Origin of the sequence: Enterobacter sp. LU1 (assembly GCF_008271405.2) — a bacterium.
In the GTDB taxonomy this organism is placed as follows: domain Bacteria; phylum Pseudomonadota; class Gammaproteobacteria; order Enterobacterales; family Enterobacteriaceae; genus Enterobacter; species Enterobacter hormaechei_C.
In genome coordinates this window covers 3,603,681-3,616,248 of sequence record NZ_CP043438.2, presented here as the reverse complement: position 1 = coordinate 3,616,248, position 12,568 = coordinate 3,603,681, and the positions used below count along the sequence as shown (strand labels likewise).

At 57.5% G+C, this 12,568-nt stretch carries 9 protein-coding genes and 1 pseudogene; 8 read left to right on the top strand and 2 right to left on the bottom strand.

All coding sequences use genetic code 11. The annotated features are described in order from the left end of the window. The first annotated feature begins 3 nt into the window (after nucleotides 1-3). Nucleotides 4-1,846, top strand: a pseudogene (locus FZF21_RS17300) (hypothetical protein). On the opposite strand, the gene queD reads toward FZF21_RS17300, so the two are convergent. Continuing rightward, nucleotides 1,831-2,196: a 6-carboxytetrahydropterin synthase QueD gene (gene queD / locus FZF21_RS17295; RefSeq protein WP_006811776.1), complete on the bottom strand. Its 366-nt coding sequence runs from the start codon at nucleotides 2,194-2,196 to the stop codon at nucleotides 1,831-1,833. The pseudogene FZF21_RS17300 and the gene queD overlap by 16 nt on opposite strands. Before the next feature lie 303 nt (nucleotides 2,197-2,499). Here queD and cysJ point away from each other — a divergent pair, with 303 nt between their 5' ends. From cysJ to cysH, 3 genes are all read left to right on the top strand, one after another. Then, entirely contained in the window at nucleotides 2,500-4,305 is a 1,806-nt protein-coding gene (gene cysJ, locus FZF21_RS17290; protein WP_032619140.1) for an NADPH-dependent assimilatory sulfite reductase flavoprotein subunit, read from the top strand. Continuing rightward, on the top strand, nucleotides 4,305-6,017 hold the full coding sequence (gene cysI / locus FZF21_RS17285) for an assimilatory sulfite reductase (NADPH) hemoprotein subunit (RefSeq protein WP_015571717.1): 1,713 nt from the start codon (nucleotides 4,305-4,307) through the stop codon (nucleotides 6,015-6,017). Before cysJ ends, cysI begins: the two co-directional genes overlap by 1 nt. A 99-nt stretch (nucleotides 6,018-6,116) precedes the next feature. After that, nucleotides 6,117-6,851, top strand: coding sequence for a phosphoadenosine phosphosulfate reductase (gene cysH / locus FZF21_RS17280; RefSeq protein WP_017382820.1), 735 nt, complete (start codon nucleotides 6,117-6,119; stop codon nucleotides 6,849-6,851). Between the two features lie 93 nt (nucleotides 6,852-6,944). Here the strand turns inward: cysH and FZF21_RS17275 are convergent, their stop codons facing one another. Beyond that, a complete protein-coding gene (locus FZF21_RS17275; protein WP_015571715.1) occupies nucleotides 6,945-7,988 on the bottom strand; it encodes an aminopeptidase in 1,044 nt (347 codons plus the stop codon). A 237-nt stretch (nucleotides 7,989-8,225) separates the two neighbouring features. Here FZF21_RS17275 and cysG point away from each other — a divergent pair, with 237 nt between their 5' ends. Genes cysG through cysC form a run of 4 tightly spaced genes read left to right on the top strand, consistent with a single transcriptional unit; the run spans nucleotide 8,226 to nucleotide 12,541 of the window. Next, nucleotides 8,226-9,584, top strand: a complete 1,359-nt coding sequence (gene cysG / locus FZF21_RS17270; RefSeq protein WP_047055867.1) for a siroheme synthase CysG — start codon at nucleotides 8,226-8,228, stop codon at nucleotides 9,582-9,584. Nucleotides 9,585-9,593: 9 nt separating this feature from the next. Beyond that, nucleotides 9,594-10,502, top strand: a complete 909-nt coding sequence (gene cysD / locus FZF21_RS17265) for a sulfate adenylyltransferase subunit CysD (protein WP_006811770.1) — start codon at nucleotides 9,594-9,596, stop codon at nucleotides 10,500-10,502. A gap of 9 nt (nucleotides 10,503-10,511) precedes the next feature. Next, on the top strand, nucleotides 10,512-11,936 hold the full coding sequence (gene cysN, locus FZF21_RS17260) for a sulfate adenylyltransferase subunit CysN (protein ID WP_063945970.1): 1,425 nt from the start codon (nucleotides 10,512-10,514) through the stop codon (nucleotides 11,934-11,936). Beyond that, on the top strand, nucleotides 11,936-12,541 hold the full coding sequence (cysC, locus tag FZF21_RS17255; RefSeq protein ID WP_149121196.1) for an adenylyl-sulfate kinase: 606 nt from the start codon (nucleotides 11,936-11,938) through the stop codon (nucleotides 12,539-12,541). Before cysN ends, cysC begins: the two co-directional genes overlap by 1 nt. The last annotated feature ends 27 nt before the right edge of the window (nucleotides 12,542-12,568 follow it).

Here is a 12,568-nt window from a genome sequence, read left to right as displayed (position 1 = left end):
AAGATGGCGCAACGGGGAGATGAGTTTTGGATAGAGATTCAGGACATTCGCCACTGCGTGGAGGATGAAGGCGATACGCTAACGTTGCTCTGGGTGCTGGAAGGGCGGGCAGAGCTGAACACCGATGTGGGACGTGACATCCTGGAGGCCAATACCCTTGCTATCATCAACCGTCATCGGCGCTGGCAGTTCACGAGCGAAACGGCAAATGTCACCCTGCGCGTAACCCTTTCCGGGCGCTGGGTCGTCCAGCTCTGCAATGATTTTTTTGCCCATGATTATGCTGTACCGGCAGAAGCCGGAGGCGGCACGTATTCGGACGGACAGGCGTGAGCAGCGCTATCCGGTCGCCGTGGACAAGCTGTTTAGCCTGCTCAATGAACCGGTGGCGCGCGGTTGGGGAGCCTCGCCGCTCATCGTTCATCCGCAGCAGGAGCAGAGCCTGGATCTTGAGCAGCTTAATCCTCTTTCTGCCTCGCTGCGCCGTATGCGGGTGGTCATTACCCTGCGTGAGCTCGACGATTTGCTGCGTGAGGACGTTCGACAAAATCTGGAGGCGATAAATGAGGCCATTCCCATTGAGGGAATTGATATCGCCGAACCTTTTCTCAGCAGTCGTCTGTTTGCCACCGGGTGGGATGACCCCCAGATGGCGGGCTACGCCTGCTGGTACAATCTGCATCAGCTCTTCACCTGGCTGGCAAAAAAGCAGTGGACGGTGCTACTGCACACCGGCGTAACGACCCGTCGCGATCTTCTGACCCGTTTTTTACAACAGTCGGTTAATCATTTTTCGCCAGAGATCACCGCGGGCTGGCACTTCGTCATGCACTGGTCAACACAGGCAAGTGAGGAGACCCGGGAGCAGGTCTGGCTGGCCCAGCAAAAGGCAATACGAACTTATCTTCCGCAGGCAAAGTTTGGTTTATGGCACCGATTTGCCCCCGTCAGCGCGGGCGTAAGCGACGATACCCTGTTCAGTTCAGCCATCCTGATGCAGGCCGATTTTCTTGCCTGTTCTGCCGATGCTAATGAACTTCTCGATCCCGCGCAGCTGGAGGCAACCCCTCTCTCCTCAACGGAAAATTATCCGATACTGAAGGTCCGCCAGATCCTCGCTGCCCTTCGCCTGCGAAAAAGTTCGCTTCCCGTCTGGCTTCTCTCCTGGAATACCCTCACCGGCAACACGCGGGCGACAAACGGCTGGTTTTTTCGTGGGGCGCTGCTGATGCAGAACCTGCTCGGGCTTTCGGAGCAGGTCTGGCTGGCGGGATTCTGGCTCAATTCGGGCCTTCAGGGAGAAGCTCGTGCGAACAACACCATCGATACCTCAAGCCTTGCGCTACAGTATAACCATGGTCTGCCGCGTCCGGTTTATTGGGTACTCTGGCTCTGGCAACGTCTGCGGGGCGAGGTGCTGGTCAATGATAAGCGTGTCCTGCTTACGCGCCATCGCAATGGTTATCAGCTGTTGCTGCGTAATGTGGTGGTTTTTAATCCGCTCCTTTCCAGTGAAGAAGCATTCATCCAGCGTTTTCGCCAGCAGTATCATTTACACCTGAAGGGAATGCGCGGTAAATGGCGAATTAAATGTCATCTGTTTGATCAGCACAACGGCGCGCTCTATCCGTTACTTGAAGGGGTTGGCAGCGAAAGCGGCCCTGATGAAGAGATGTGGCGCTGGATAGCGCATAAAGCGCGTCCAACGCTTTCCGTACGCGATGAACGCCTTTATGACGGCTGGCAACTGAGTGAATCACTGGAGAGTAATGCGCTGGTGCTCTACGAGTTTACGCCGCTCGTGCCTCGTGAGACCGCAACGGAGGAGATTCACTCCCCGCGGTAGACGCAGCCTGCCGTGCAGGTCTCTTTGATCATCACCGCGCTCAGCAGCGGGACCAGCGGTTTCATCTGATCCCAAATCCATTTCGCCAGCACTTCGCTGGTCGGGTTTTCAAGGCCCGGAATATCATTCAGATAGTAGTGATCGAGACGATCGTAGGTCGGCTTAAACGCAGCCTTCAGTTCGGCAAAGTCCATGATCCAGCCCGTATGGGGATCGACTTCACCGGTGATTTCAAGACGCACCATAAACGAGTGTCCATGCAGGCGGCCACATTTGTGTCCGGCAGGAACGTGTGGAAGGTGGTGTGCGGCTTCGAAGGTGAAATCTTTAAACAGTGTGGTGGACATCATAGCTCTCAGGAATGCGGAAAAAACCGCCGCATAGTACCGGAAAGCACAATTTTTATCATTAACTAAAACGGCTCTGAACGGTCACCGCCTCGTATTCATGGTGTTTATCGGCCTTTATTGTTTTATTTCAAATAGTTATTTAATCGCTTTTATCGTTAAGAACGATAACTAAAACAGGTTAGTCCATTTGGTTATTTATTATTTCCATCCCTTCTTTAATTGTTATTATCCCCGCCGTTAACCTTATCTTCAGTTTGGATTTATTCGCTTAAAGTCCGCTTTGCTACTGGAACATAACGACGCATGACAACACAGGCCCCACCTTCAAATTTGCTTCCCCTTAACCCGGAGCAACTGGCGCGCCTCCAGGCCGCGACTTCCGATTTTTCACCCACCCAGCTCGCCTGGGTCTCCGGCTATTTCTGGGGAATGCTCAATCAGCAGCCGGGTGCTGTGGCTGGCGTCCCGCCAACGGCCGTTGAAATTCCTGCCATCACGCTTATCTCCGCTTCGCAAACGGGTAATGCCCGTCGTGTGGCCGAAGCGCTGCGTGATGACCTGCTCGCCGCGAAGTTGAACGTCAACCTGGTCAACGCCGGGGATTATAAATTCAAACAGATCGCGTCAGAAAAACTGCTGGTGGTGGTGGCGTCAACGCAGGGGGAAGGTGAGCCTGCGGAAGAAGCCGTCGCGCTGCATAAGTTCCTGTTCTCGAAAAAAGCGCCCAGGCTGGAGGGCACCGCCTTTGCCGTCTTCGGCCTCGGTGATACGTCCTATGAATTTTTCTGCCAGTCCGGTAAAGACTTCGACAGCAAGCTGGCGGAGCTGGGTGCAGAGCGCCTGCTGGATCGCGTAGACGCTGATGTCGAATACCAGGCCGCCGCCGCCGAATGGCGGACGCGCATCGTTGAGGTGCTGAAGGCCCGCGTCCCGAAAGAGACGCCAGCGCAAGCCGCCGTTACCGCAGCGGGCACCGTCAACGAAATCCACACCAGCCCTTACACGAAAGAGGCGCCGCTGACGGCGAGCCTGTCGGTAAACCAGAAAATCACGGGCCGTGATTCGGAAAAAGACGTGCGCCATATCGAAATCGATCTCGGTGACTCCGGCCTGCGTTATCAGCCTGGCGATGCGCTGGGCGTCTGGTATCAGAACGATCCGGCGCTGGTGAAAGAGCTGGTCGAGCTGCTGTGGCTGAAAGGCACGGAGCCGGTCCAGGTGGAAGGTAAAACCTTACCGCTCTCTGAGGCGCTTCAGTGGCATTTCGAGCTGACGGTGAACACCGCCAATATCGTTGAAAACTACGCCACCTTAACGCGCAGCGAGTCCCTTCTGCCGCTGGTGGGGGACAAAGTGAAGTTACAGCATTACGCCGCGACGACGCCGATTGTCGACATGGTGCGTTTCTCCCCGGCACAGCTGGATGCCGACGCGCTGATCGGCCTGCTGCGTCCGCTGACGCCGCGTCTTTACTCCATCGCCTCCTCACAGGCGGAAGTGGAAAACGAAGTCCACATCACCGTTGGCGTGGTGCGTTACGACATCGAAGGCCGCGCGCGGGCGGGCGGGGCGTCGGGCTTCCTGGCCGACCGCGTGGAAGAAGAGGGCGAGGTGCGCGTCTTTATCGAACACAACGACAACTTCCGCCTGCCGGCAAACCCGGAAACGCCGGTGATCATGATTGGCCCGGGCACCGGCATCGCACCGTTCCGCGCCTTTATGCAGCAGCGTGCAGCGGACGAGGCGCCGGGTAAAAACTGGCTGTTCTTCGGCAACCCGCATTTTACTGAAGATTTCCTCTACCAGGTTGAATGGCAGCGCTACGTCAAAGAGGGCGTGCTGACCCGCATCGATCTGGCCTGGTCCCGCGATCAGAAAGAAAAAGTATACGTACAAGACAAACTGCGCGAACAGGGCGCAGAGCTGTGGCGCTGGATCAATGACGGCGCCCACATTTATGTCTGCGGCGACGCCAATCGCATGGCGAAAGACGTTGAGCAGGCACTGCTGGAAGTGATTGCCGAATTCGGCGGTATGGATGCCGAAACGGCGGATGAATTTTTAAGTGAGCTGCGCGTAGAGCGCCGTTATCAGCGAGATGTCTACTAATGAGCGAAAAACATCCTGGCCCACTGGTGGTCGAAGGCAAACTGTCTGATGCCGAGCGCATGAAGGTAGAGAGCAACTACCTGCGCGGTACCATTGCCGAAGATTTAAATGACGGCCTGACCGGCGGTTTCAAAGGCGACAACTTCCTGCTGATCCGTTTCCACGGTATGTACCAGCAGGACGACCGCGATATCCGCGCCGAACGTGCCGAACAGAAGCTGGAGCCGCGTCATGCGATGCTGCTGCGCTGCCGCCTGCCGGGTGGCATCATCACCACCAAACAGTGGCAGGCGATCGACAAGTTTGCCGGTGAAAACACGATTTACGGCAGCATCCGTCTGACTAACCGTCAGACCTTCCAGTTCCACGGCATTCTGAAGAAAAACGTCAAGCCGGTGCACCAGATGCTGCACTCCGTGGGGCTGGACGCGCTGGCGACCGCCAACGACATGAACCGTAACGTGCTTTGCACCTCGAACCCGTATGAGTCCGAGCTGCACGCCGAAGCGTACGAGTGGGCGAAGAAGATCTCCGAGCACCTGCTGCCACGCACGCGTGCCTATGCGGAGATCTGGCTCGATCAGGAGAAAGTCGCGACCACGGACGAAGAGCCGATCCTCGGTCAGACCTACCTGCCGCGCAAATTCAAGACCACGGTGGTTATCCCGCCGCAGAACGATATCGACCTGCACGCCAACGACATGAACTTCGTGGCGATTGCCGAAAATGGCAAGCTGGTCGGCTTTAACCTGCTGGTGGGCGGCGGTTTGTCCATCGAGCATGGGAACAAGAAAACCTACGCCCGCACCGCGAGCGAGTTCGGCTTCCTGCCGCTGGAGCACACGCTGGCCGTGGCTGAGGCGGTGGTTACTACCCAGCGCGACTGGGGCAACCGTACCGACCGTAAAAACGCGAAAACCAAATACACCCTGGAGCGTGTAGGCGTCGAGACGTTCAAAGAAGAAGTGGAGCGTCGCGCGGGGATCAAGTTTGAGCCGATCCGCCCTTACGAATTCACCGGTCGCGGCGATCGCATTGGCTGGGTGAAAGGTATCGATAATAAATGGCACCTGACGCTGTTTATTGAAAACGGTCGTATTCTGGATTATCCGGGCCGCCCGCTGAAAACCGGTCTGCTGGAAATTGCTAAGATCCATAAAGGCGAGTTCCGCATTACCGCCAACCAGAACCTGATTATTGCCGGCGTGCCGGAAAGCCAGAAGGCGAAGATCGAGAAGCTGGCGCGCGATCATGGGTTGATGAATGCGGTTAAACCGCAGCGTGAAAACTCGATGGCCTGCGTGTCGTTCCCGACCTGCCCGCTGGCGATGGCCGAAGCGGAACGTTTCCTGCCGTCCTTCACTGATAAAGTGGAAGCGATTCTGGAAAAACACGGTATTCCGGACGAGCATATTGTTATGCGCGTCACCGGCTGCCCGAACGGCTGCGGTCGCGCGATGCTGGCCGAGCTGGGTCTGGTGGGCAAAGCGCCGGGTCGTTACAACGTGCACCTTGGCGGCAACCGTATGGGGACGCGCATTCCGCGTATGTACCGTGAAAATATTACGGAACCGGAAATTCTTGATTCCATCGACGAGCTTGTCGGGCGCTGGGCGAAAGAGCGTGAAGCGGGTGAAGGCTTCGGCGACTTTACGGTGCGTGCGGGCATCATTCGCCCGGTGCTCGATCCCGCCAGGGATTTCTGGGAGTAACACATCCTTTGCCCGGTGGCGCTTCGCTTACCGGGCCTACGGGTTTTGTAGGCCGGGCAAACGCAGTGCCGCCCGGCAAAACAGGCAAACGAGGTTCTTATGTCCGTACTCGATCTAAACGCCCTAAATGACCTGCCAAAAGTCGAACGCATTCTGGCCCTGGCAGAAACCAACGCCCAGCTGGAAAAACTCGACGCCGAAGGGCGCGTGGCGTGGGCGCTGGAAAACCTGCCGGGTGACTATGTGCTGTCGTCAAGCTTTGGCATCCAGGCGGCGGTCAGCCTGCACCTGGTGAATCGGATCCGCCCGGACATTCCGGTGATCCTCACCGATACCGGCTATCTGTTCCCGGAGACCTACCAGTTTATTGACGAGCTGACGGACAAGCTCAAGCTGAACCTCAAAGTTTACCGCGCGACGGAAAGCGCGGCCTGGCAGGAGGCGCGCTACGGCAAGCTGTGGGAACAGGGCGTTGAGGGCATTGAGAAATACAATGAGATCAACAAGGTCGAGCCGATGAACCGGGCGCTGAAAGAGTTGAACGCTCAGACCTGGTTCGCGGGCCTGCGCCGCGAGCAGTCCGGGAGCCGGGCAACGCTGCCGGTGCTGGCGGTGCAGCGCGGCGTGTTCAAAGTGCTGCCGATCATCGACTGGGATAACCGCACGGTGTACCAGTATCTGCAAAAGCACGGGCTGAAGTACCATCCGCTGTGGGATCAAGGCTACCTGTCGGTAGGCGACACCCACACCACGCGTAAATGGGAACCGGGAATGGCGGAAGAAGAGACGCGATTCTTTGGGCTGAAGCGCGAGTGCGGATTGCACGAAGGGTAATGTTTTTTCGCCCGGTGGCGCTGCGCTTACCGGGCCTGCAACGGCACGAAACGTAGGCCCGGTAAGGCGTAGCCGCCACCGGGCTTAACGACATCAGGCTTTCCCCGCTTTCGCCAGCTCCTTCACCAGCGGCAGCATCACCTTCACGACATCCCGGCTGCGGTGCTCAATCCGCTGCGGCAGCGCTTTATCAATGTGCTGCTGATTATCCAGCCGCACATCATGCCAGCTGGTCCCGTCCGGAAAGGCTTTCGATTTGCTGCGCTGCTGATAGCCATCTTTTTTGCCCAGCGCCCAGTTCGTCGCCTCGACGTACAGCACCGGAATGCCCGCCTTATCAAACACTTCACCGTCATTACAGCAGCCTGTGCCTTTAGGATACTGCGGGTTACCGCCCGGATTTGTCGCGGCATAGACGCCATGTGTGCGGGCAAGCGCCAGCGCGCGGTCGCGGGTGAGTTTACGTACGCTGCTCGGTGTGCTCTGTCCGCTATTAAAATAGAGCTTATCCCCCACGATCAGATTATCGAGGTTAATCACCAGCAACGTATTTTTCTTCTCCTCAGCGCTCATGCGCTTAAGGAGATTCTCAGCGCCGAGTTTTCCTTCTTCTTCGCCGCTGGTCGCAACAAAGCGAATGCTGTATTTCGTCGGAATATTCTTCAGGCGTTCGGCCAGCTCAAGCATCACGCCCAGCCCCGCCGCATTATCATCCAGTCCCTGAAGCGTCAGCCCGCCGAGGTTATTATCGACATCGGCGTCGCTCAACGGCGTGTAGGTATCAAGGTGCGCCATAATAATAATCTGCTCAGCCGCCTTTCCTTCGTGCGCCGCAATAACCGTGCTGCCGGTTACGTTATGCCAGTTTTGCGTTTTATTGCGTGTGGTATAGATGTAGCGGCTGTGGAAAGCGCGAATGTCGCTCTCATAGCCCATATCCGCAAACTGCTGACGGATATAGTCTGCCGAGAGCATCTCGGCTGGGGTTCCGGTCATACGGCCCGGAAAGACCGTCGCAATATGCCGCGCCTGCATACTGGCTATTTCACCGTAAGATTGATTTTTTGCCTGAGCCGGAAGGATAAAGCAAACGCCGAGCGCCAGGGCAACGAATCGGTGGCGCATTGCGGAAAACATAGTGAGTCCTTAAAAACAGAGCAAAATTTTAACCCGCATAGTATGAAACTGTGATCGGGTAGACACAATTTGAATTGCTCCTAAATGCCCGAAATTTCGCGTGTTAAGCACTTTTTGATATTTGCTTTTCCACGGCGTTATTCCATTGAGTAACTACTCATTCCAATTCGTAATTTCATTCGATCTAAGCCGCCCCCTATAGTCCCTTTATTCGTGGTTGTTAGTGAGTTGTTGCCTGTGGACTATCTCCCCCTTTTTGCTGCCTTAAAAGACCGACCGGTACTGGTTGTCGGGACGGGTGAAATTGCCGATCGCAAAATCGCCTTCCTGCAACGCGCCGGGGCGCAGGTGCAGATCGTTGCAGAGGCGGATTTTGAAGAGTCTCAGATCGACAGCGTGGTGCTGGTGATTGCGGCAACCGAAGATCGGGCGCTCAACCGCCGCATCTCCGACGCAGCTCAGGCCCGTCACCGTCTGGTGAACGTGGTAGACGACCAGCCGTTATGTTCATTTATCTTCCCGTCGATTGTCGACCGCTCGCCGCTGCTGGTAGCGATCTCCTCCGGCGGCACCGCCCCGGTGCTGGCGCGCGTGCTGAGAGAAAAAATCGAAGCGCTGCTGCCGACCAGCCTCGGACGCATGGCGGAGAAGGCCAGCTACTGGCGCAACCATTTGAAAACGCGTCTGACCAGCGTGACGGAACGCCGTCGCTTCTGGGAGCGTGTGTTTCGCGGCCGCTTTGCCAGCCTGATGCAGGCCGGTAACGAGACGGCGGCGCAACAAATTCTCGAAGACGAACTGGATAACCCCGGCAGTACGGGCGGAGAGATCATTCTGGTGGGCGCCGGGCCGGGCGATGCCGGGCTGCTCACGCTGCGTGGCCTCCAGGTTCTTCAGGATGCGGATATCGTGTTCTATGACCACCTGGTCACCGACGGTATTCGCGAGCTGATCCGCCGTGACGCGGAGCAAATTTGCGTCGGCAAACGTGCCGGCGAGCACTCCGTGCCCCAGCACGACACCAACCAGATGCTGATTGCCGCTGCGAAAGCGGGCAAGACCGTGGTGCGCCTGAAAGGGGGCGACCCGTTTATCTTTGGTCGTGGTGGCGAGGAGTTGCAGGCGGCAGCCGAAGCGGGCGTCCCGTTCCAGGTGGTTCCCGGCATTACAGCGGCGTCTGCCGTCACTGCCTACGCCGGTATTCCGCTGACCCATCGCGATTACGCCCAGAGCGTGACCTTTGTGACCGGGCACTATAAAGCCGACAGCACGCCGTTTGACTGGTCGCATCTCGCCCAGAGCCGACAAACGCTGGCGATTTATATGGGCACGATGAAAGCGGCTGACATCAGCGAACAGCTTATTCAGCACGGTCGCGATGCGACGACGCCGGTAGCGGTGATCTCCCGCGGGACACGCGTCGATCAGCATGTCGCCATCGGCACCTTACAAGACCTTGCAACCCTGGCGAAAGACGCCCCAATGCCCGCCCTGATCGTGGTGGGAGAAGTGGTGCAGCTGCACAGCACGCTCGCCTGGTTCCAACACACAACCGACACAGAAGGCTTTGGCGCTTCTGTTATAAATTTGGCTTAAGGAACGGTTATGGACCAAAAACGACTTACTCACCTGCGGCAGCTCGAAGCGGAAAGTATCCACATTATCCGCGAAGTGGCCGCCGAGTTTTCTAACCCGGTGATGATGTACTCCATCGGTAAAGATTCCAGCGTCATGCTGCACCTGGCGCGCAAAGCGTTTTATCCGGGTACGCTGCCGTTCCCGCTGTTACACGTGGATACCGGCTGGAAATTCCGCGAGATGTACGAGTTTCGTGACCGTACCGCCAAAGCCTACGGCTGCGAGCTGCTGGTGCACAAAAACCCGGAAGGGGTGGCGATGGGCATCAACCCGTTCGTGCACGGCAGCGCCAAGCATACCGACATCATGAAAACCGAAGGGCTGAAGCAGGCGCTGAATAAATACGGTTTTGATGCGGCCTTCGGCGGCGCGCGACGTGACGAAGAGAAATCCCGCGCCAAAGAGCGTATCTACTCTTTCCGCGACCGCTTCCACCGCTGGGACCCGAAAAACCAGCGTCCGGAGCTGTGGCACAACTACAACGGCCAGATCAACAAGGGCGAAAGCATTCGCGTCTTCCCGCTCTCCAACTGGACCGAGCTGGATATCTGGCAGTACATCTATCTGGAAAATATTGAGATCGTTCCGCTGTATCTGGCGGCCGAGCGCCCGGTGCTGGAGCGCGACGGCATGCTGATGATGATCGACGACGATCGCATTGATTTACAGCCGGGCGAAGTGATCAAAAAACAGATGGTCCGTTTCCGTACTCTCGGCTGCTGGCCGCTGACCGGCGCGGTGGAATCCAGTGCGCAGACGCTGCCCGAGATCATCGAGGAGATGCTGGTGTCGACCACCAGTGAGCGACAGGGCCGCGTGATTGACCGCGACCAGGCAGGCTCCATGGAGCTGAAGAAACGTCAGGGTTATTTCTAAGGAGCCGCCATGAATACGACTATTGCCCAACAAATTGCCGATGAAGGCGGCGTAGAAGCTTATCTGCACGCCCAACAGTACAAAAGCCTGCTGCGTTTCCTGACCTGCGGCAGCGTGGATGACGGGAAAAGTACCCTGATTGGTCGTCTGCTGCACGACACGCGCCAGATCTACGAAGATCAGCTCTCTTCCCTGCACAATGACAGCAAACGCCACGGCACCCAGGGCGAAAAACTCGACCTGGCGCTGCTGGTGGACGGCTTGCAGGCGGAGCGCGAGCAGGGCATTACCATTGATGTCGCCTATCGCTACTTCTCTACCGAAAAGCGCAAATTTATTATCGCCGACACCCCGGGGCACGAGCAGTACACCCGTAACATGGCGACCGGCGCGTCCACCTGTGACCTGGCGATCCTGCTGATCGACGCCCGTAAAGGTGTGCTGGATCAGACTCGTCGTCACAGCTTTATCTCTACGCTGCTGGGGATCAAGCATCTGGTGGTGGCGGTGAACAAAATGGATCTGGTGGACTACAGCGAAGCGCGTTTCGACGAGATCCGCCAGAGCTACCTGACCTTTGCTGAACAGCTGCCGGGCAACCTCGATATTCGCTTTGTGCCGCTGTCGGCGCTGGAAGGGGATAACGTCGCCTCTCAGAGCGCGAACATGCCGTGGTACAGCGGCCCGACGCTGCTGGAAGTGCTGGAAACCGTTGAAATTCAGCGCGTGGTCGATACCCAGCCGATGCGCTTCCCGGTGCAGTACGTGAACCGTCCGAACCTCGATTTCCGCGGCTTCTCCGGTACTCTCGCTTCAGGCTCCGTGAAGGTGGGTCAGCGCGTCAAGGTGCTGCCATCCGGCGTGGAATCGACCATCGCCCGTATCGTCATCTTTGATGGCGATCTGGACGAAGCCGGGGCAGGTGAAGCGGTAACCCTGGTACTGAAAGACGAAATTGATATCAGCCGCGGCGACCTGCTGGTCGACGCGCAGGAAACGCTGGCGGCGGTGCAGGGCGCATCCGTGGATGTAGTGTGGATGGCCGAACAGCCGCTGACCGCAGGCCAGAGCTATGACATTAAAATCGCCGGCAAGAAAACCCGCGCCCGCGTGGACGGCATTCAGTTCCAGGTGGACATCAACAACCTGACCCACCGTGACGTGAGCGAGCTGCCGCTGAACGGCATCGGTCTGGTGGATATGACCTTCGACGAGCCGCTGGTGCTGGATCCGTATCAGCAGAATCCGGTGACGGGCGGGCTGATCTTCATTGACCGCCTGACCAACGTCACCGTCGGTGCCGGGATGGTGCGTGAGCCAAACGCGCAGGCTGCCGTGGCCTCTGAGTTCAGCGCGTTTGAGCTGGAGCTTAACGCGCTGGTGCGTAAGCACTTCCCGCACTGGGGCGCACGCGATCTGCTGGGAGGCAAGTAATGGCTGCCCATGATGAGAACGTCGTCTGGCATCCTCATCCGGTCACCGTCGCCCAGCGCGAACAGCTCCACGGTCACCGTGGGGTTGTGCTGTGGTTTACCGGGCTGTCTGGCTCCGGTAAATCCACGGTGGCAGGCGCACTGGAAGAGGCGCTGCATCAGCAGGGGGTGAGCACCTACCTGCTGGACGGCGACAACGTGCGTCACGGCCTGTGCAGCGATTTAGGGTTCAGCGATGAAGATCGTAAAGAGAACATTCGTCGGGTGGGGGAAGTCGTCAGCCTGATGGCGGATGCCGGGCTGGTGGTGCTAACGGCGTTTATCTCACCGCACCGCGCCGAACGTCAGATGGTGCGCGAGCGCGTGGGGCAGAATCGCTTTATTGAAGTGTTTGTGGATACGCCGCTGGCAATCTGCGAAGCGCGCGATCCGAAAGGGTTGTATAAAAAAGCCCGCGCGGGAGAGCTGCGAAACTTCACCGGCATTGACTCGGTTTACGAAGCGCCTGAATCCCCTGAGATTCATCTGCAAGGTCAACAATTGGTAACAAATTTAGTAAGCCAATTATTAGACCTGCTCAGACGGGACGATATTATCAGATCCTGAGACGGTATCGTTCGGGAGCTGTCTTCC

Coding starts and splice junctions, on each gene's coding strand:
- queD (WP_006811776.1), bottom strand. CDS start 2,196: ATGATGTCCACCACACTGTTTAAAGATTTCACCTTCGAAGCCGCACAC.
- cysJ (WP_032619140.1), top strand. CDS start 2,500: ATGACAACACAGGCCCCACCTTCAAATTTGCTTCCCCTTAACCCGGAG.
- cysI (WP_015571717.1), top strand. CDS start 4,305: ATGAGCGAAAAACATCCTGGCCCACTGGTGGTCGAAGGCAAACTGTCT.
- cysH (WP_017382820.1), top strand. CDS start 6,117: ATGTCCGTACTCGATCTAAACGCCCTAAATGACCTGCCAAAAGTCGAA.
- FZF21_RS17275 (WP_015571715.1), bottom strand. CDS start 7,988: ATGTTTTCCGCAATGCGCCACCGATTCGTTGCCCTGGCGCTCGGCGTT.
- cysD (WP_006811770.1), top strand. CDS start 9,594: ATGGACCAAAAACGACTTACTCACCTGCGGCAGCTCGAAGCGGAAAGT.
- cysN (WP_063945970.1), top strand. CDS start 10,512: ATGAATACGACTATTGCCCAACAAATTGCCGATGAAGGCGGCGTAGAA.
- cysC (WP_149121196.1), top strand. CDS start 11,936: ATGGCTGCCCATGATGAGAACGTCGTCTGGCATCCTCATCCGGTCACC.